This window comes from Acinetobacter indicus CIP 110367, from assembly GCF_000488255.1.
GTDB lineage: Bacteria > Pseudomonadota > Gammaproteobacteria > Pseudomonadales > Moraxellaceae > Acinetobacter > Acinetobacter indicus.
In genome coordinates, this window is record NZ_KI530754.1 from 92,510 (window position 1) to 111,250 (window position 18,741).

Genomic DNA, 18,741 nt, shown 5'->3' on the forward strand with positions numbered 1-18,741 from the left:
ACATTACATAATACAGGGACGAAAGTCCCTGATTTCGGCTTGATTTTTGCTTTCCCTTTCACAACACAATAATAATAGACCGGAGAAGAAAGATGTCTATCCTTGCCCAGCTCCCAATGAAGTTTGAATGTCGTCAATGCAATAAACTGTATTTACATCAATATCAGCAGGAAAAACGCCATTATCCTCATTGTCCGAGCTGCCAGAAAGCCGGTCTGTTACTGGGCATTGCCGAACTTCAGGACCTGATCAAACATCCGCTGATTTTTGCTGCCAGCTTCATCAAATTCAAGCCGTCATCGCATAAGCTAAACACATCACACTGATGATACCCAGACCCAGCCCGATGGCGGTGCTGGGTTTTAATTTTTCTTTAAAGAACAGCAAACCGCTGATTACCCCTAAAATCACCACCAGAATATTCATGCCGGCAAATACAACCGCCGGTGAATCTTTTAAAGCCATATGTGCTTTGACATAAAACGCGATATTGGCAAAATTCAGCATCCCCAAAATTAAGCCTGCCACTATATTTTTGCCACTGCCCCAGCTTTTGTGCTGAATCAGAATATACCCCAACGATAAAATAAAAGCGCAGATGAACATTAGGTTCAATACCAGCGCAAACTGCAGGCCTAAACCGGTGGTGTATTTCAGCAACACATCAATCAGCGCATAACCGACCCAGACCAAAGCCAAATACAGCATACCCGCCTGGGCGGACGATGAACCGCCACGATGCGAATATAAAATACACAGTACCGCTGCAATCCCCAGCGCAATCCCGACAATTTTCAGGCTATTAAACTGTTCCTGGAAAATAAAATAGGCCGCAGTTAAAGACAGCACCACCGACAGCCGCTGGGCAATTTCGGTTTTTAAAATTCCGGCAGTTTGTAATGCTTTGGCTAAAAACAGGAATACGCTTGGCAATAATACCCCTAAAGCCAGAATCAGCAGCCACGGCGTGTCGGTGAGGGACAGCTGTTGTACATTAGGCTGAAACCACCAAAAACACAGCACACTGGCCGAGGCATAATTCCAGCTGATCATCTGCAAAGGTGAATAGCCGCGGTTCTTTGCGACTTTCAAGAGAATCGACACCACCACACTACAAATGGCCGCTGCTAAAATCAGTTCCATGATCTACTCTTATTTATATGCATTATGTGATCTGCTCTGCTGCACTATAGCGGTTCAGATACAGAAAAGCCCACGCAATGTGGGCTTTTTTTTATAAATACTTCACCAGGAATTATTTATAACGATCTACCATTTTCTCTAAAGAAATTGGACGGATCTTGTCGGCATTGCCCGCAGTACCAAACGCTTCGTAACGTGCAACACAAATATCTTTCATTGCATCGACCGTTTTAGCGAAGAATTTACGTGGGTCAAACTCGCTTGGTTTTTCAGCCATGAAGCGACGCATTGCACCGGTAGAGGCCAGACGCAAGTCGGTGTCGATGTTAATTTTACGTACACCGTGCTTGATCGCTTCAACCAGCTGCTCAACAGGTACACCATAAGTTTCCTTGATGTCACCGCCGTACTGGTTGATCACTGCCAGCCATTCTTGTGGCACAGAACTTGAACCGTGCATCACCAGATGCGTATTTGGCAGTGCCGCATGAATTTCTTTAATACGGTCAATCGCCAGAATATCGCCTGTAGGTGGACGGGTGAATTTGTATGCACCGTGTGAAGTACCCACTGCAATTGCCAGTGCGTCTACATTGGTGTCTGCTACGAAAGAACGTGCTTCTTCAACTGAAGTCAGCAATTGAGAGTGATCCAGTACACCTTCTGCACCGACACCATCTTCTTCGCCGGCCATACCTGTTTCAAGGCTGCCCAGACAACCGATTTCACCTTCAACAGAAACGCCACATGCGTGCGCCATTTGTACCACACGACGGGTCACATCTACGTTGTATTCATATGAGGTTGGGGTTTTACCATCTTCACCCAGTGAACCATCCATCATGACTGATGAGAAGCCCAGCTGGATAGAACGTTGACAGACGTCAGGACTGGTACCGTGATCCTGGTGCATCACCACCGGAATGTGTGGCCATTCTTCAATTGCAGCCAAAATAAGATGACGTAAGAATGGTGCGCCTGCGTACTTACGGGCACCTGCAGATGCCTGTACGATTACAGGTGAATTCGTCGCATCTGCGGCCAACATGATTGCGCGCATTTGTTCTAAGTTGTTTACGTTAAACGCTGGTACGCCGTATCCGTGTTCACCGGCGTGATCCAATAGCTGGCGCATTGAAATAAGAGCCATAATATCCTCCCAGGTAATGCTGCATATTCTACATGGGGATTTGTTTCAATTCAGCAACAAAACGTCGTATTTAAAAAAAATCCCTGCCAATGCAGGGACTTTTATACAAATTACTACAATTTGTGGGACTTTTAGAATTATTGTGCTTCAGATGCTGGTGCTGCTGCGCTGTCTGGGGTTGCGGCATCTGCTGGTGCATTGGCCACTTCTTCAGGCACATCGGTATTGTTTTCATCCAGTACTGGCTGATCAATTGCATCAATCGCCGCTTGCTGTTCTGCAGAAATTTGCTCTGACGCTACAGCTGCTGATGCATCTGCAGTGGTCGCTGTTGCATTGTCGTCTTTTTTAGCACATGCAGTGAAAGCTAAAGATGCAGCAAGTAACGCGGCAAGAGTTAATTTTTGGTTCATCAGAATATCCTACAACCCGGTGATTTTTGATCATAATATTTCAGAAACATGACAGTTTTATGACTAAAAAATGAAGTGCATAAAAAAGGCTGACCGAGGTCAACCTTTTGTCATCTTGCAAGCGTGTGCCAATTAAGCACGTTCTAGCAATACGGCAACTGCTGGTAAGGTCTTGCCTTCTACAAACTCAAGGAAAGCACCGCCACCAGTTGAGATATAACCGATTTTGTCTGCAACCTCATATTTGTCGATGGCAGCCAAGGTGTCACCGCCACCTGCAATTGAGAAGCCTTCTGATTCGGCAATCGCTAAAGACAGGGCTTTGGTGCCTTCACCGAACTGATCCACTTCGAATACGCCAACTGGGCCATTCCAGAGAATGGTTTTAGAAGTTTTCAAGATCTCAGCAAATGCTTTTGCCGTTTCTGGACCAACATCCAGAATCATGTCGTTGTCAGCCACATCTTCTACTTTTTTCACGGTTGCTTTGGCAGCCGCCAGTGAACCCAAGAAGTCATCAAAGTTGATTTCAGATGCATCTGCAACTACCACATCCGTTGGAAGTGGTACAGATACTTTGGCAGCAATGGCTTTGGCTGTGTCGATCAAATCATTTTCACAGAGTGATTTACCCACGTTGTAACCCGCAGCTGCCAGGAAAGTATTGGCAATACCACCACCCACAATCAACTGGTCGCAAATGTCAGACAGTGACGTTAATACATCCAGCTTGGTGGATACTTTAGAGCCGGCAACAATGGCCACCATTGGTTTTTCTGGTGTTTGCAGTGCACGGCCCAAGGCATCCAGTTCAGCAGCCAGTAAAGGACCTGCTGCGGCAACTTTGGCAAGACGCGCAACACCTTCAGTTGAGGCTTCTGCACGGTGCGCAGTACCAAATGCATCCATTACGAATACATCACACAGCGCTGCATATTTTGCTGCCAGCTCAGGATTGTTTTTCTTTTCACCCACGTTAAAGCGGCAGTTTTCAAGTAACACCACTTGACCTGCTTCTACCTCTACACCATCCAGGTAGTCAGTCAATAATTTGACTTCCTGGCCCAGTGCTTCGGTCAGGTAAGCTGCGACAGGCGCAAGTGATTGTTCAGCTTTAGGTTCACCTTCAACAGGACGACCCAGGTGAGAATACACCATTACGGCTGCGCCTTTTTCCAAAGCCGCTTTAATTGTCGGTAAGGCAGCACGTAAACGCGCATCGCTGGTAATCACACCATTTTTCACCGGCACGTTTAAGTCTTCGCGGATCAGAACACGCTTTTGTGCCAGGTCGAGGTCAGTCATACGCTGAAAATTCATGTATAGCTCACTTTTTAGATATTAAAATCGCCAAGATTCTAAATGATTATGCAGAAAAAGGTTAGCTTCTTTTGCAGAAAAGCTAACGATTGCCAAAGTTTTGTTATGATAGGAAAAAAACAGACCTGATAACTCTTATGCCTATGTCTATACATCCAGATCCAACCCTGAACCGTTTAAATGTTTTAGGCGAGCCTTTGGCCAGCTGCTGTTTTGACCCGATTACCGGCTATTTTCGTAATGGCTTTTGCCATACGGCGCCCACGGATCTGGGCCAGCACACGGTCTGTGCACAAATGACCTCGGAATTTCTGAACTTTTCCCAGAAAATTGGCAATGACCTGATCACACCGTTGCCTGAAGTCGAATTTCCGGGCTTAAAACCGGGTGATTTCTGGTGTATTTGTGTGACCCGCTGGGTTGAAGCCTATCAGGCCGGTAAAGCACCACCCGTAAAAATTCAGGCCTGCCATCAGGCGGTACTGTCTTACGTTCCCTTAGATATTTTGATGGAATATGCTGTCTAATGAAGCGTCCGATTATTCTGGCGTCCAGCAGCCAGACCCGTAAAGAACTGATGGACCGTTTAAAGCTCGACTATCAGTGTATGACACCCTACATCGACGAATCACCGCAAGGTGAAAGCCATGCTGATGATCTGGCCAAACGGCTGGCTTTTGAAAAAGCCCAGAGTATTGCCGAGCAATATCCTGAAGCCATTGTGATTGGTTCCGATCAGGTGGCGTGGCGTGAAGGTGCGCCCGATATTTTTATTGGCAAGCCCTTAAGCCCGGAAAAAGCCATTCGCCAGCTGCAGGCCAACTCGGACAAAATTGTCTACTTTAGTACCGCATTAAGCGTACAGCAAAAATCCAGCGGCTTTGAACAGACCCTGGTTGAACACTATAAGGTCAAATTCCGTAAACTGAGCCTGGATGAAATCGAGCGCTATGTGGCACTGGAACAGCCGCTGCATTGTGCCGGCAGTTTTAAATGCGAAAGTCTGGGGATTAGCCTGTTTGAACAGATGATTGGCCAGGACCAGACCACCTTGATGGGTATGCCAATGATTCAGCTGTGCCAGATTCTCCGCCAGCTTAATCTGCAGATTCCCTAAACACTGTAATGCAATACCCAAAATGATCAGGTGCCTGTCCTGATCATTTTTTTCGCCATCTTTTCCCTTCTGCCACTTTTCTAAATTTCCTTAAGATGAAGTTCATCACTTGCACCACCGCACAACTCAAGGGACAATAACAGCTAAATTTATGTTGTAGTTATTTGACATGTCTCAACCTTTAGACGTTTTAGGCGGAATCACCGCTGAACAATTCCTTGCCGAATATTGGCAAAAAAAACCGCTGCTGGTGCGTAATGCTCTGCCTGAAATTGCCAATATTCTTGAGCCGAGTGATGTCATGGAGCTGGCACTGGACGAAAATATCAGCGCCCGCTTAATCAAGCAGAAAGATCGTGATCCGAACCAGTGGTCCGTAAAATCTTCACCGCTATTAAAAGCCGATTTCCAGAAAATGCCAAAGCTGTGGACGCTGCTGGTCCAAGCGGTAGATCACTACTCTTTTGATCTGGCGGAACTGTGGAAAAAATTCCCGTTTATTCCGCAGTGGCGCCGTGATGACATTATGGTGTCGTACGCACCAAAAGGCGGTTCGGTCGGCAAACACTTCGACTTCTATGATGTATTTCTGGTGCAGGGCTATGGTCATCGCCGCTGGCAACTGGGCCAGATGTGTGATGCCGAAACCGAATTTGTTCCAGGCCAGCCGCTGAAATTACTGCCAGAAATGGACGTCAATTTTGATGAAGTGCTGGCACCAGGTGACCTGCTTTACGTACCACCAGGTTTATCGCACTATGGCGTGGCCGAAGATGACTGCCTGACCTTCTCTTTCGGTTTCCGTATGCCAAACATCAGCGACATGATGGATCGCGTCAGTGACAAGTTTTCTGACAACCAGTTGCTAAAAAATCCGTTGCAAGATCTGATCCGCGACCAGATCAGCCCGATTGGACAAATTACCCAGCCGGAACTGGAATATTTAAAAGCCGAATTGCTGGCACAACTGCACAACTCGACCGTGTTGGAAGATGCCATCATGAGCCTGATGTCAGAGCCAAAATATCCAGACAATATTCCAGAAGCAGAAGAAATTGGTACTGGCGATCTGGAAGATGCGCTGGATCAGGGCTATCAACTGATTTTAGAACCGGCTTCACGCCTGCTCTATACCGAAGAAGATGGCGAGTTACTGTTCTGGGCCAACGGTGAAGGTCTGTATATTTCGGATGAGTTTGCGCCTTTACTGAAGCAGATTGCTGATGGTGAACTCGTCGAGCTGAATGAAGACCTGTACCATGAAGTCATTTTGGAAGATGTAGCCCAGTTACTCAATGATTCTGTACTGATGCTGCTGCCTGCCGAAGATGCAGAAGATGAAGCCGAAAAGACTTAATCCTAAGGTGATACCACTAAAATCGCCTTGATTAAGGTATAACCGGGTGTAGAGTTCACCTTTAACTCTGCACCTATCCGCGCCAGACGCAGCTTCATACTGCGTACGCCAATACTCATCCCATGATCGAGCACTCCATGGGTATCAAATCCAATTCCATCATCCTGAATACTTAAACATAAAGTCTGTTCATCGGGAAAATCCAGTGTCACTTGCACATGCTTGGCCTGACTGTGCTTCACCACATTGGTCAGACTTTCTTCCAGCACCCGCATCAGGTTCAGACATTGCAGCGGTGTCGGTTGCACTACCCATTCACTGGCAATGTTCCAGGTGGCCCGCATCTCAACTTCATCCATGAGCTGGCTAAAACGATGACGCACCGGCGCAATCCATAACACCGGCGTTTCCGGCACTTTGGCGCCAATTGAGGAGCCACTGTCAATAATTTGCCGCAAATCATCACGCAGTAATTTCAAAATCGACAGAAACTGGCGGTTACTCATGGGCTGCTCGCTCTGATCAACCATAATCATTGAACGCACCAGCGAAGCACCCAGGCCATCATGCAAATCATGAGAGAGATGAATCCGCTCCTGCAAGCGCACATTTTCCAGTTCCAGATAATGCTTTTCCGACATGCTCTGTTTTAAGTCTTCACGAACCTCAAACACCCGGTATTCCAGTTGCTGGTTAAACTGCTCAATTTTCTGCATGCTTTTGGTGGTGCGAATCCCGAGAATTAATGCAATAAACAGCGTCACCACCGGTGAGGTATACGGCGATAAGGGCTTTAAATCGGTATCAAACGGCGCAGCCAACAGTGCAATATCTAAAGCGGCAAAGATAATAATCAGGCTTAAACAAATCACCAGCAGGATATTTTCTACCCGCGGCACGCGGAAGGTTAAACGCAGCAGATACAGGAAAACCCCGAAAAATAGCAGGCTATAGCCTAAAAATACCAACCCGAAAACGGTTTGTGCATAATCGAGTGGCGTTACGAAAATGCCCAGAATCACCGCCACCGAACAGATAAAAGCGGTTTCTTCCAGTATCGGAAATTTTTTATCAACAAAACGTAGCAAATAGACAATGAACGACAGAATATACAGTACAAAAAAGGCGATATTGGCCTGTGCCGCCATCACGGTATTCGGGAAGGGATAAGTTTCTGTACTAATAATATTGGAGACGAATAACAGCCACAGCAAACAGCTTAAGGCAAACCAGCCATAACTAACTTCTTTACGCCGAAACAGCCAGATTACCAGACACAACACACCCAAGGTCGCCGATAAAATTGCATTAATCACAAATAAGGTACGGCGATCCCAGATCTGTTGCTGATATTCCGTATAACTGTTATAGACATTCTGGAAGGAAACATCACCGAGACCGGCAGATTGAAAAGCATAGCCCCGCACATAAACTAAAATTTCATTCTGGTCATGACGCAGGCCGCTAATCGGTAAAATCCAGTAGCGTGGCATATTCCAGCTTTTGGAGAGTGGTTCTTCCAGATGCCGGTTTGACCAGATTAAATCGCGGTTTAAAAACACCGCACCCGCACTATTTAAATAATTAATAGAAAATACAATCGACTGATCCAGCACGGCCGGTTCCTGACAGGACCAGTTCCAGACAATTTTGTACCACACCCCGCCGTTATAATCCGGCCAGCGCTCGTTCCAGCGATCAGGCAAAGTCACAGGTTGCCATCCTGTATGTGGATGGCTATGAATATCCGGTGTCTGTACGGTGCTGACCGACTGAATATTAACCTGACAATACGGGTCTATGGCATAGCTTTGCTCTGCATACGCACTCGATAGACAAAGATAAAGACAACAGCCGCACCAAAACTGGAGCAATCTGTAGATCATAAAATGCCTAATGAGCGCGCTGTACTGACTGCCTTGGTGCGTTTACTCACCGAGAGCTTGCGATAAATATGCTTGATATGACTTTCCACGGTATAGCGCGACACAAACAGCTGCTCGGCAATTTCCCGGTTACTCAGGCCCTGCGCGACCAGATTTAGAATTTCATGTTCACGGTTGGTCAGTTGTTCAATATCTTCATCGGGCTGTTTAAACGGCTTGGCAATTTCCTGTGGTTTCTGTACTGAAATCTGCGACAGTATTTCCCGGGCAATAAAGGGATCAATCGGTGCGCCGCCTCTTAAAATACTGCGAATGGCCATGATCACTTCAGTATCGTCGCGTTCTTTTAACACATAACCGGTAGCGCCCGCCTGAATGGCCGAAAACAGGCTGTTTTGCGTACTCCAGGCCGAAATCACCAAAATTAGTACACTGCTGTCTTTGGCCCGAAGCTGTTCAATCAGTTCAATTCCATTGCCATCTGGCAACCCCAAATCGACCAGCGCCAAAGACACCGGCTGTTCTTCAATTTTCTGTAATGCTGCTTTTAAATGGCTAACAAAAATCAGCATGTCATTGCTGTAGCCCATTTCAAGGAGGATATGTCTGAGGCGTGACTGAATCATGGGTTCATCTTCCACAATCAGCACAGGGGCCGGTAATATTGATTCTGTAATGTCCACTGTCTTCCCCGATCTTTTAACTTTCAATATAGCGATATTATTAAACGGTTCTCTATCCCTAGAATTAAGGAATTTCAGAGTGTTAGCACTGTTATTTTTATGATTTCAGCATAGCAGCTATTTTTTAATTTTTATAGATTTTATTGCTCATTTTTAAGCTGTGCTAAAGCCCTTGCCAAATTTCACAAATCATTACTTGTATGCCCTATTCAGAATCTGCACAGTAATACTAGATTGAATTCGCAATGGAAAAATCATAATAATGCCAAGTCCAGCCCAAGCCATTCGCCATAAACTTTTAAATACTTTTTTCTCCCGTCACTCGGTCTGGTTTGCCTGTATTTTAATTGCGCTGGGCATTACATGGCTTAGGCTATTTTATGAGCCACATTATATTTATTATTTTCTGTCCGATGGCGTAATTAACTCGCTCTGGCTGATCACCACGCTGCTGAGTCTGGTCGGTCTGTATGATGTCATTCAGACCAAGCATTCCATTCTGAAAAACTACCCGATTATGGGGCATTTCCGGTTTATTTTTGAAGATTTCCGCCCCGAAATTCGCCAGTATTTTATTGAGGCCGATCAGGATGCCCAGCCTTTTTCCCGCATGCAGCGCAGTCTGGTCTATCAACGTGCCAAAAATGAAAATGCCGATAAACCTTTTGGTTCGATTTTGGATGTGTACGAAGCCGACTACCGTTTTATTGTGCATTCCTTGCGCCCCTGCCCACCGGCTGATCCGAAAACCTTTCGGATTCATATTGGCAATGAACAATGCAGCCAGCCTTATAGCGCGTCGATTTTAAATATTTCTGCCATGAGTTTTGGCAGCCTGAGTGCCAATGCCATCCGTGCCTTAAATAAAGGTGCCAAACTCGGTGGCTTTTATCATGACACCGGTGAAGGCAGCCTTAGCCCGTATCATCTGGAATATGGCGGCGATATTGTCTGGCAAATTGCCAGTGGCTACTTTGGTTGCCGCACCGCAGAAGGTTTATTTGATCCGGAAAAATTTGCCCGTCAGGCCGGTAATCCGAATATCAAGATGATTGAACTCAAGCTTTCCCAAGGTGCCAAGCCGGGCCATGGCGGTATTTTACCGAAACATAAAATTTCAGAAGAAATCTCGCAGATTCGTGGCGTGCCGCGTGACCGCGATTGTGTGTCACCTTCACGCCATCCTAGTTTTAGCACCCCAATTGAAATGCTGCAATTTTTACAGCAGTTACGCGATTTATCGGGCGGTAAACCGGTGGGTTTTAAACTATGTATTGGTCAGCCCTGGCAATTTATGAGTATCGTCAAAGCCATGCTGGTGACCAAAATTGTGCCTGACTTTATTGTGGTGGATGGCTCGGAAGGCGGTACCGGAGCCTCCCCGATTGAGTTTAGTGACTATATTGGTACGCCGCTGCGTGAAGGCTTACTATTTGTGCATAACACTTTGGTTGGCGCCGGCCTGCGCAGTAAAATCAAGCTCGGGGCGAGTGGTAAAATTATCAGTGCCTTTGATATTGCCAGTACCTTTGCCTTAGGCGCAGACTGGGTCAATTCCGCTCGCGGTTTTATGTTTGCTGTCGGCTGTATTCAGGCACAAAGCTGCCATACCAACCAATGTCCGGTCGGTGTCGCCACCCAGGATAAAGACCGTCAAAAAGCGCTGCATGTGCCCTCCAAAGCAGAACGGGTCTATAACTTCCATAAAAATACCATGCATGCCCTGTCGGAAATGATTGCGGCAGCCGGTTTAAAACACCCGGCCGATATTCGTGCCCATCATCTGGCGCAGCGAATTAACGACCGGGAAATTAAAAACTATGCCCAGCTGCATTTCTGGCTCAAAGAAGGCGAATTACTGAGCTGTGAAAATAAAGATGAAGAAAACTTTTATTTTCGCATGTGGAATTTGGCCAAAGCGGAAGAATTTTAAAAAAGAGGCACCCGCCTCTTTTTTATGAAATGGAGGAAAGCTTAATAATAAGTCTTGGAATTCGAAGCATGCAAAAAGGCTGGAATCAAACCGGTTAAGGCCGCACGAATATCCGGGCGCTCATTAATCAGTTGATGTGACCCTTCTTCCAGCATCAGCAAGGTTTGCAGGCGGAATTTACGCCGGATAAACTCGATGTTATAGCGCCAGTCCACAGTCTGATCCTGCGCGCCCTGGGCCAGCCACACCGGAATCCGGCACGCTGGTCGCTGCTCCATTTCCAGCATCCATTTGGACATGGCCAGAATCCAGTCCATGCCCATCATGCGTGGTTGTAACGGATCTTTTAAGCGCACAAAACGCAAAAATTCCGGGTTATGGTTATTGCGTCTGAAATGGCGTGGCACTTCGCGTTTAATCCGGCGGATAATCCCAAGGCCCACTGAATTATGCCACCAGGCACTTTTGGCCGGACGGATGAGAGGTGACAGTAACAGCACCCGCTCAACAAACGGATTCTCCCGGCGCTCGGCAAATTCCAGTAAATGATGCATCCAGATCGCACCACCGGTACTTTGCCCTACCCCTAGCCAAGGCTTAGGCAATTGATCGGCATTGCGCACATATTGGTAAATGGCGTGTAGCACCTGCTGGTAATGATCAAAATTCTGGATACTGGCGGGCGAGCCATTACTTAAACCATGGCCGGGCAAATCATAAGTCAAGACACTAAAGCCCTGCTCCAGAATTTCTTTGACAATCGGCTGATAAATGCCGCTGTGCTCCAGATAGCCATGCAGTAAAAACACCGTACCTTTGCTTTTTTCCAGCTTGCCCGCTTCAAGTTTAGGCTGAAATACCTGCACATGCAGTTTAAACAGTGGCATTTGCACATAACCCTGCCAATGCTCGCACTCTAAGCTGTCAAAACCGTAAAGCTGACGATAGGCCTGAATATCTACCGTGGGCGCATAAGGCCGGTTCAGGTTTAAAGGCTCCAGCACCTGCGGCGTGGTATCGCGGCTAGGAACCGGTAAATCCAGCTGTTTCAGCACACTCGGATTTAAAAACGGGATATTCGGCATTATGGCACCTCCCGGCAGTCGCTCGAACCAAACAGCATATCGCGGATGGTGGCCAGCATTTCATAATTGGCACGGCGGCTATGATCATAGTTCTGCTCACTAGGCTGCCATTGGGTTAACTCGGTTGGAATTGGCGCGACCACCGGCACGGTTTCAATGCCGTTTAAGGCAAACAAACGGCGTGTGCGCGGCATGTGATATTGATCGGTGATTAAAATCACCGTTGGTGCGCCGCCTTTTTTCTGTAGCAGCAAGGAACTAAAACGCGAGTTTTCACAGGTGTTCATACTGCGATCTTCCAGCAAGTTGGCTTCAACCCCGCGTTCTGCCAGCCATTTCTGCATATAAGGTGCTTCAACACCGCTCAGCACAATGGGTAATTTATACTGTTTTTCAATTTCTAAGGTTTTTTCTAAACGTAGTCGTGTGTAGTTATTCACAATAATATCTTTTTGATTTTCATGTAAGGTCAGACCGCCGCCCAGAACCACAATTGCATACGGCTGGGAAGTTATTTGCGGCTTCTGGCTATTTTGTTGTTGAATCAGTGCGATATCCTGAAAAATTTCTTCATCAACCGGTACGGTTTCAACCGCTGCCACTTCATGGGTTCTTAAAAATTTCAGATACTGTTCCATTAGGGCCTGATTTTCAGAGCTGTCTAACTCCAATAAATCCTGTAACTGCTGTGAAGGCTGTGCAAGTTGCGCCTCAGATGCGGAAACATCGGCCAGCAATGGAATTTGCGGTGTGCTGTCCTGCTCTTGTTCCTGCTGACTGCGCTGCTCATCCTGAATTAAAGCCTGCAAGGCTTTATAGCGTGCCTGAATGATGGTGAGATTCTGTGAATTTTTGGCCTGAATCTCTTCTTCCATCACTTTTAAATAAGCTTGCCGGGCAATCCACAAATTCGAGCCAGGTTCCAGATTTTCCTGATCGGTCAGTGCCCCCATCTGCTGGCTTTGTGCAGCCACTTCATTGACCTCCACCGGCACAATGGTATTCAGCACTTTAATCACAAACTTGGAATAAAACGGCGAATAAATAAAAACCACCAGACAGCCCATCAGCACAAATAGCACAGCCGCCATTTGTACGATACGCACCATCCAGTGAGTTCTATTCATAAATGTCTAACCTGATTAAAAGGTATTGTGGGGAATAATCAGCCCGGCGTCATTAAACAGCACCGGTTCTGGTTCTAAGTGTATCCCAAATTTTTGGTACACGTCCTGCTGTACTGCCTGATATGTTGCCTGAACATCGGCCAGGGTCGCATTGGCATAATTGACAAGCACCAGTGCCTGCTTGTGAAACATACCGACCATGCCCAGCTGCTTCCCTTTCCAGCCAGCCTGATCAATAAGCCAGCCAGCTGCAATTTTGACCTGACCTTCGGGTTGCGGATAATGCGGCATGTTCGGGAACTGAATCGCCAGCTGTTCATAGACCGCGGCAGTCACCACCGGATTTTTAAAGAAGCTGCCGACATTTGGAAATTGCTGCGGATCTGGCAGTTTACTTTGACGGATCTGGATCACTTGGCGTTGCAGGTTTTCAGCGGTTTGCTCATCACCCACAGCGGTTTTTAAATCGCCATAATTCAGTTTCAAGTCCGGTTGTTTCCGTAGCTTGAATGTGACATGGGTGATGATATAGCGGTTCGGATTTTCTTTGAAAATACTGTGGCGATAGGCAAAATGGCAGTCACTGGCCAGAATTGAATTAAACTGGCCGTTATAACGGTCATAAACCTGTACCGATTCAATAAATTCACCAACCTCAACCCCATAAGCGCCAATATTCTGTACCGGTGATGCACCGACCAGACCGGGAATTAAAGCCAGATTTTGCAGGCCAAATAACTGCTGCGTGGTGGTCCAGAGCACAAAATCATGCCAGACCTGCCCCGCACCGACGCGAATGGTGCTGAAATTGTCATCTTCATTCAGGAATTCAATGCCCTGAATATCCATATGTAACACCAGCGCCTGAATCTGCTCTGGCAGCAGCATATTACTGCCGCCCGATAAAATCAGCACATTCAGCTGCTGCAACTTGGCATAATTTAAGGCCGCAATTAAATCATCGGTGGAATGCACCTTAATATAATGAGACGCATTTGCAGCCAGATTTAAGGTATTAAAAGGCTTAAGCTGGACCTGATGTTGAATGTTCATATTCTTAAACCTGATTTAAGCCAATTCTGTTTTTAAAATATTGATCCAGGCCTGTGCGCTGGACTCACACTGATCCAGCACGCGTTCAAAGCCATCGGCTTCGCCATAATAAGGATCAGGCACTTCATGACGTGGATATTGTGGATCATGTTCGCTCATTAGCGCCACTTTTGCACGTAGCAGTTCTGCACCATATTCTTCGGCCGCATGATGCTTTAAATGCTGAATATTTTGCAGGTTTTCCTGATCCATCGCCAGAATCAGATCAAAATCCAGAAAATCGCGCGTGGTTAACTGACGGGCACGCAAGGCAGATAAATCATAGCCACGCTGCAAGGCATGTTGCTGGCTGCGCGCATCGGGCGCTTTGCCCGGATGATAATTACTGGTGCCGGCAGAATCGACCCAGATATTCAGTTGCTGTGCATCACAATAATGTCTGAACACCACTTCCGCGGTAGGTGAACGGCAGATATTGCCCAAACAGACACATAACACCTTGTATGGCGTTCTGGATGACATAACAACCTCAAAACTGCTTTCTTTTAAAGTGTCTTATGTTAAGTTATTTGCAGGATGAATCCTATATTGTCACTATAGATAAATGTTGATTTAAGTATAAAAATTAAGGATAAAGCGTATGAGCCCATTTCAATTCCAGACTGTGCCCAACATTATTGCCGGACTGGGCAGCATCCAACAGCTCAAAGCCCTCCTGACTGAACAGAACAATCAACGTGTGCTGCTGGTGACCGATCCGGGAATGGTGCAATTACAATTGCATGCACCTGTTTTGGAAACTCTCGAAGCTGCCGAATGTGATTACCGCATTTATGCCAGCGTACAGGCCGATCCACCGGAACATATTGTGCTGGAAGCCGCCGAATTCGCCCGGCAAAACCAGATAGATACAGTCATTGGTTTTGGGGGTGGCAGCTCGCTGGATGTGGCCAAAATTATTGCCCTGCTGGCCCATCCTGAACAAAAACAGCAATTGCATGAGATGTATGGCGTCAATCAGGCGCAAAAACCGCGTTTGCCTCTTATTCTAATTCCAACCACGGCCGGCACCGGCTCGGAAGTCACGCCCATTTCCATTGTCACCACCGGCGAAACCACCAAAACCGGCATTGTATCTGCTGCCCTATATGCCGATGTCACCATTTTAGATGCCAACTTTACCCAAAACCTGCCGGCGCACATTACGGCCGCCACCGGTATTGATGCAATGGTACATGCCATTGAAGCCTATACCTCCAAACACAAAAAGAACTTTTATGCCGATATGCTGGCGATTCAGGCACTTAAACTGCTGAACCAGAATCTGCATCTGGTGCTAAAAGATGGTAACAACATGGAAGCCCGTCAGAATATGCTGGTCGGCTCGATGCTGGCCGGACAGGCCTTTGCCAATGCACCGGTGGCAGCAGTCCATGCACTGGCCTATCCGCTGGGTGGACATTTTCATTTGTCGCATGGGCACAGCAATGCGCTGGTCTTAACCGAAGTGCTGAAATTTAATGCACCAGCCGCCAAGCAGCAGTATGCCGAATTGATGACCTTGCTCGACCCATCCAGCAAAGGCTGTGTAGATGGCTTGTGTGATCTGTTTATTGACCACATGCAAAACTATCTGGACCGCAGTGGTCTGACCTTAAAACTGAATGCCCTGAATGTACCTGAAAACATGCTGGAACAGCTGGCCGAGGATGCCATGTTACAAACCCGCCTGCTGCAAAATAATCCACGCGACATGGAAAAACAGGATGCGCTGGCCATCTATCAGGCGATTTATCAATAAGGCTGAAGCTATTTAAAGTTGTGGTAAATCAAAAATATAAATTTTCGATCTATTCAGGGATGACGTCTTTTTATGAAACCGGTAGCCAAAACCCGCGATCAATATACCTTCTTTTTACCGATTCAAACCCGCTGGTCAGACAACGACATGTATGGTCATGTCAATAATGTCATGTATTACAGCTACTTCGATACCGCTGCCAATGCGCTGCTGATTGAGAAAGCCGGACTGAATATTCATCAGGCCGAGATTATGGGGCTGGTGGTAGACTCTGGCTGCAGCTTTTTAGCCGAGCTGAGTTATCCGGAAGTGATTGAGGTCGGTGTGGCGATTGCAGCGCTGGGCAACAGTTCACTAAAATATGATCTGGCGATTTTCAAGCAGCATCAGCAGCAGGCTTCAGCTCAAGGACATATGGTGCATGTTTTTGTCGATGCGCAGCAACGTAAAAGCACCCCGATTCCAAGCGAAATGCGGGATGCCCTGTTACCTTATCTGCGTTCTCAGTAAACGGTTGAAATGGTCTGACGGTGGTTATTTCAGCTGGATATTCTGCAATTCGCCATCAAAACTTTCGAGCAGCGATTTAACCTTCGGCTCCTGATGCAGCAGCTCACTGGCGCGTTGATAGGCACGTACTTTACGTTCCTGCTGCAAGCTATACGGCGTCACCTCTGTGACCTGTCCATATTGCACTTTCAGGAAGCTGTTTGGCCACTGCTGTTTCAGCGCTGCTTCTAAATGCTGTAACTGCGAATTTAACAATTGCTGATACTGCTCCGGAATATGGAAAACCGACTCAGCTTCAATCTGTCCGGTCATCAGGCCGTGTTGGGCCAGTTCCTGAACCGCCGGTGATAAATCACTATTACGGAACCAGTATTCCCATTTTTCCACACTCCATTCGCCCTCTAAGGACTGTACCGGCAGTTGCAGAATATCTTGCGGCATCAGGCGTTGATCAGCACGTGGAATAGCGGTATTGTCTACAGCAGCAACGACAGGCTGATTGGTGGATGGCATCGGCGCTGGCTCCGCAAATAAACTGTCTTGCGGACTGGAGTCCTGCGGATGCGTCAGCTCAGGCTGTGCGACAGACGAAACCGGTGCTGCAAGTTCAGCAGGCTGTTGAGTTGGCTGCGCAACGGCCGTTTCCGGTAAAGGTGCAATTTCATCAAACAGGAAATCATCACTGCTGGCCTCCTCCTGCGTTGCCGGCTGATCAGCGCGATCATCTTCATCTAAATCAAACAGCACTTCATCTGCCGCCGGATCAAAAATCATCTGCGCAGATGCCGCTTCTGCCGGTGTAGTCACCGGATGGTCTGGTTCGGATGGAGATGCAACTTCAGCAACCTCTAACGCTTCATCCTGCAGAAAATCATCTGATGATGGTTCAGCAACGGGTGGGTTTATAGCAGCAGTTTCAGCTTCTAATTCATCCTCAGCTGAAACAACGGGATGCACCGGTTCAGGCTGCGCGGTAGCTGACTCAGCGGCCGGTGCTACAGCAACTGCGTTGCTTTGTGCGCTGACCTGCGTCAAGGGCACTTCATTTGGCTGTAAGGGACGGAAAGCCAGCAGACGCAGCACGCACATCTCAAAGCCCTGCTCCTGGGTAACTGCCAGCTGTAAATCTGCGCGACCTTTGCTGGCAATCTGGTAATACAGCTGTAAATCCTGAGCCGAAATGCGCTGCGACAGCTGGGTAATTTTCTGGTTAATTTCGGCGCTATATTTCAGGCTTAAATCCGGCAGATATTGCAATAAGGCCAGCTCATGCAAAGTCGAAATCAGCTGATCCAGCACCAGTGATACATCCAGTGCCTGCTGACGGAACTGCATTAACAGTGCGCTCACGCGCGCAGTCTGGTTCTGATGAATCGCCAGAATCAGGTCATAAATAATGGTGCGGTCAATCAGCCCCAGCATGTCTTTGACATCCTGATGATGAATTTCACCCTGACCATAGGCAATGGCCTGATCGGTTAAGGACAAGGCATCACGTAATGAACCTTGCGCCGATTCAGCAATTTGCCAGATTGCATCCTGCTCGGCCTGAATCTGCTCTTTGCTGAGAATTGAAGATAGGTGCTCGGTAATTTCATCTACTGCCAAAGGACGCAAGGTAAATTGCAGACAACGTGAAATGACCGTAATCGGGAGCTTTTGAGGATCGGTGGTGGCAAACAGGAATTTAACATGCTCTGGCGGTTCTTCCAGCGTTTTTAGCAAGGCATTGAAAGAGTGCGTCGAGAGCATATGCACTTCGTCAATCAGGTAGACTTTAAAGCGGCCTTGCGTTGGTGCATACGGCACATTATCGAGCAGTTCGCGGGTATCTTCCACTTTGGTACGTGATGCCGCATCAATCTCGATTAAATCAATAAAACGGCCTTCATTGACCGCTTTACAGGTCGGACAAACTTCACACGGCGTAGAGGTCACACCCGTTTCACAGTTCAGGCATTTGGCCAAAATACGCGCAATAGTGGTTTTCCCGACCCCACGAGTCCCGGTAAACAGATAGGCATGGTGTAAACGGCCACGCTCTAAGGCACTGGTCAGTGCACGAGAAACATGATTTTGTCCCACCAGCTCATTAAAATTACGTGGACGATATTTACGCGCAAGTACCTGATACATGTATGCTCCTTTTTACAGGTCTAAGCA

The 18,741-nt window shown here is 47.2% G+C and carries 18 protein-coding genes; 7 read left to right on the forward strand and 11 right to left on the reverse strand.

The features are described 5' to 3' along the window. The first annotated feature begins 92 nt into the window (after window positions 1-92). The gene (locus P253_RS05210) at window positions 93-326 is read left to right on the forward strand and encodes a hypothetical protein (RefSeq protein WP_005178570.1); all 234 of its coding nucleotides are present in this window, start codon (window positions 93-95) and stop codon (window positions 324-326) included. Here the strand turns inward: P253_RS05210 and P253_RS05215 are convergent. The 4 genes from P253_RS05215 to P253_RS05230 all read right to left on the reverse strand — a co-directional run bounded on the left by P253_RS05215 (window position 289) and on the right by P253_RS05230 (window position 4,026). Then, on the reverse strand, window positions 289-1,143 hold the full coding sequence (locus P253_RS05215; RefSeq protein WP_016659051.1) for a DMT family transporter: 855 nt from the start codon (window positions 1,141-1,143) through the stop codon (window positions 289-291). The genes P253_RS05210 and P253_RS05215 overlap by 38 nt on opposite strands. Before the next feature lie 112 nt (window positions 1,144-1,255). Next, window positions 1,256-2,293: a class II fructose-bisphosphate aldolase gene (gene fba / locus P253_RS05220; protein WP_005178575.1), complete on the reverse strand. Its 1,038-nt coding sequence runs from the start codon at window positions 2,291-2,293 to the stop codon at window positions 1,256-1,258. Window positions 2,294-2,430: 137 nt separating this feature from the next. Then, window positions 2,431-2,706, reverse strand: a complete 276-nt coding sequence (locus P253_RS05225) for a hypothetical protein (RefSeq protein ID WP_005178577.1) — start codon at window positions 2,704-2,706, stop codon at window positions 2,431-2,433. Window positions 2,707-2,838: 132 nt separating this feature from the next. Beyond that, the gene (locus P253_RS05230; RefSeq protein ID WP_005178578.1) at window positions 2,839-4,026 is read right to left on the reverse strand and encodes a phosphoglycerate kinase; all 1,188 of its coding nucleotides are present in this window, start codon (window positions 4,024-4,026) and stop codon (window positions 2,839-2,841) included. 143 nt (window positions 4,027-4,169) lie between these two features. On the opposite strand from P253_RS05230, the gene P253_RS05235 reads away from it, so the two are divergent. The 3 genes from P253_RS05235 (at window position 4,170) to P253_RS05245 (ending at window position 6,500) form a co-directional block, all read left to right on the forward strand. Beyond that, a complete protein-coding gene (locus P253_RS05235; RefSeq protein ID WP_034597805.1) occupies window positions 4,170-4,553 on the forward strand; it encodes a DUF2237 family protein in 384 nt (127 codons plus the stop codon). Continuing rightward, window positions 4,553-5,143: a Maf family protein gene (locus P253_RS05240; protein ID WP_016659052.1), complete on the forward strand. Its 591-nt coding sequence runs from the start codon at window positions 4,553-4,555 to the stop codon at window positions 5,141-5,143. The genes P253_RS05235 and P253_RS05240 overlap by 1 nt, the downstream gene beginning before the upstream one ends. A gap of 169 nt (window positions 5,144-5,312) precedes the next feature. Continuing rightward, window positions 5,313-6,500 carry a ribosomal protein uL16 3-hydroxylase gene (locus P253_RS05245; RefSeq protein ID WP_016659053.1) on the forward strand — a complete coding sequence of 396 codons (1,188 nt, stop codon included), beginning with the start codon at window positions 5,313-5,315 and terminating at the stop codon, window positions 6,498-6,500. A gap of 2 nt (window positions 6,501-6,502) precedes the next feature. Here the strand turns inward: P253_RS05245 and P253_RS05250 are convergent, their stop codons facing one another. Further along, window positions 6,503-8,386, reverse strand: coding sequence for a sensor histidine kinase (locus tag P253_RS05250; RefSeq protein WP_042119355.1), 1,884 nt, complete (start codon window positions 8,384-8,386; stop codon window positions 6,503-6,505). Continuing rightward, window positions 8,383-9,069, reverse strand: coding sequence for a response regulator (locus P253_RS05255; protein WP_016659055.1), 687 nt, complete (start codon window positions 9,067-9,069; stop codon window positions 8,383-8,385). Before P253_RS05255 ends, P253_RS05250 begins: the two co-directional genes overlap by 4 nt. 262 nt (window positions 9,070-9,331) lie before the next feature. On the opposite strand from P253_RS05255, the gene P253_RS05260 reads away from it, so the two are divergent. Beyond that, entirely contained in the window at window positions 9,332-11,002 is a 1,671-nt protein-coding gene (locus tag P253_RS05260; protein WP_005178590.1) for an FMN-binding glutamate synthase family protein, read from the forward strand. Between the two features lie 41 nt (window positions 11,003-11,043). On the opposite strand, the gene P253_RS05265 is transcribed toward P253_RS05260, so the two are convergent. Genes P253_RS05265 through P253_RS05280 form a run of 4 tightly spaced genes read right to left on the reverse strand, consistent with a single transcriptional unit; the run spans window position 11,044 to window position 14,789 of the window. Then, on the reverse strand, window positions 11,044-12,087 hold the full coding sequence (locus tag P253_RS05265) for an alpha/beta hydrolase (RefSeq protein ID WP_005178596.1): 1,044 nt from the start codon (window positions 12,085-12,087) through the stop codon (window positions 11,044-11,046). Then, the gene (locus tag P253_RS05270; RefSeq protein WP_016659056.1) at window positions 12,087-13,214 is read right to left on the reverse strand and encodes a YdcF family protein; all 1,128 of its coding nucleotides are present in this window, start codon (window positions 13,212-13,214) and stop codon (window positions 12,087-12,089) included. The genes P253_RS05265 and P253_RS05270 overlap by 1 nt, the downstream gene beginning before the upstream one ends. A 15-nt stretch (window positions 13,215-13,229) precedes the next feature. Then, entirely contained in the window at window positions 13,230-14,267 is a 1,038-nt protein-coding gene (gene murB / locus P253_RS05275) for a UDP-N-acetylmuramate dehydrogenase (RefSeq protein ID WP_016659057.1), read from the reverse strand. A gap of 15 nt (window positions 14,268-14,282) precedes the next feature. After that, complete coding sequence (locus P253_RS05280; protein WP_016659058.1) at window positions 14,283-14,789, reverse strand: low molecular weight protein-tyrosine-phosphatase; 507 nt, start codon at window positions 14,787-14,789, stop codon at window positions 14,283-14,285. A 118-nt stretch (window positions 14,790-14,907) separates the two neighbouring features. On the opposite strand from P253_RS05280, the gene P253_RS05285 reads away from it, so the two are divergent. Further along, window positions 14,908-16,068: an iron-containing alcohol dehydrogenase gene (locus tag P253_RS05285; protein WP_016659059.1), complete on the forward strand. Its 1,161-nt coding sequence runs from the start codon at window positions 14,908-14,910 to the stop codon at window positions 16,066-16,068. A 72-nt stretch (window positions 16,069-16,140) separates the two neighbouring features. Then, window positions 16,141-16,578, forward strand: coding sequence for an acyl-CoA thioesterase (locus P253_RS05290; RefSeq protein ID WP_016659060.1), 438 nt, complete (start codon window positions 16,141-16,143; stop codon window positions 16,576-16,578). Window positions 16,579-16,602: 24 nt separating this feature from the next. Here P253_RS05290 and dnaX read toward each other — a convergent pair whose 3' ends face one another. Continuing rightward, a complete protein-coding gene (dnaX, locus tag P253_RS05295) occupies window positions 16,603-18,714 on the reverse strand; it encodes a DNA polymerase III subunit gamma/tau (protein ID WP_016659061.1) in 2,112 nt (703 codons plus the stop codon). Between the last annotated feature and the right edge of the window lie 27 nt (window positions 18,715-18,741).

What these genes read in the sequence shown, in the direction of transcription:
- P253_RS05210 (WP_005178570.1), top strand. Translation starts at nt 93, where the DNA reads ATGTCTATCCTTGCCCAGCTCCCAATGAAGTTTGAATGTCGTCAATGC.
- P253_RS05215 (WP_016659051.1), bottom strand. Translation starts at nt 1,143, where the DNA reads ATGGAACTGATTTTAGCAGCGGCCATTTGTAGTGTGGTGGTGTCGATT.
- fba (WP_005178575.1), bottom strand. Translation starts at nt 2,293, where the DNA reads ATGGCTCTTATTTCAATGCGCCAGCTATTGGATCACGCCGGTGAACAC.
- P253_RS05225 (WP_005178577.1), bottom strand. Translation starts at nt 2,706, where the DNA reads ATGAACCAAAAATTAACTCTTGCCGCGTTACTTGCTGCATCTTTAGCT.
- P253_RS05230 (WP_005178578.1), bottom strand. Translation starts at nt 4,026, where the DNA reads ATGAATTTTCAGCGTATGACTGACCTCGACCTGGCACAAAAGCGTGTT.
- P253_RS05235 (WP_034597805.1), top strand. Translation starts at nt 4,170, where the DNA reads ATGTCTATACATCCAGATCCAACCCTGAACCGTTTAAATGTTTTAGGC.
- P253_RS05240 (WP_016659052.1), top strand. Translation starts at nt 4,553, where the DNA reads ATGAAGCGTCCGATTATTCTGGCGTCCAGCAGCCAGACCCGTAAAGAA.
- P253_RS05245 (WP_016659053.1), top strand. Translation starts at nt 5,313, where the DNA reads ATGTCTCAACCTTTAGACGTTTTAGGCGGAATCACCGCTGAACAATTC.
- P253_RS05250 (WP_042119355.1), bottom strand. Translation starts at nt 8,386, where the DNA reads ATGATCTACAGATTGCTCCAGTTTTGGTGCGGCTGTTGTCTTTATCTT.
- P253_RS05260 (WP_005178590.1), top strand. Translation starts at nt 9,332, where the DNA reads ATGCCAAGTCCAGCCCAAGCCATTCGCCATAAACTTTTAAATACTTTT.
- P253_RS05265 (WP_005178596.1), bottom strand. Translation starts at nt 12,087, where the DNA reads ATGCCGAATATCCCGTTTTTAAATCCGAGTGTGCTGAAACAGCTGGAT.
- P253_RS05270 (WP_016659056.1), bottom strand. Translation starts at nt 13,214, where the DNA reads ATGAATAGAACTCACTGGATGGTGCGTATCGTACAAATGGCGGCTGTG.
- murB (WP_016659057.1), bottom strand. Translation starts at nt 14,267, where the DNA reads ATGAACATTCAACATCAGGTCCAGCTTAAGCCTTTTAATACCTTAAAT.
- P253_RS05280 (WP_016659058.1), bottom strand. Translation starts at nt 14,789, where the DNA reads ATGTCATCCAGAACGCCATACAAGGTGTTATGTGTCTGTTTGGGCAAT.
- P253_RS05285 (WP_016659059.1), top strand. Translation starts at nt 14,908, where the DNA reads ATGAGCCCATTTCAATTCCAGACTGTGCCCAACATTATTGCCGGACTG.
- P253_RS05290 (WP_016659060.1), top strand. Translation starts at nt 16,141, where the DNA reads ATGAAACCGGTAGCCAAAACCCGCGATCAATATACCTTCTTTTTACCG.
- dnaX (WP_016659061.1), bottom strand. Translation starts at nt 18,714, where the DNA reads ATGTATCAGGTACTTGCGCGTAAATATCGTCCACGTAATTTTAATGAG.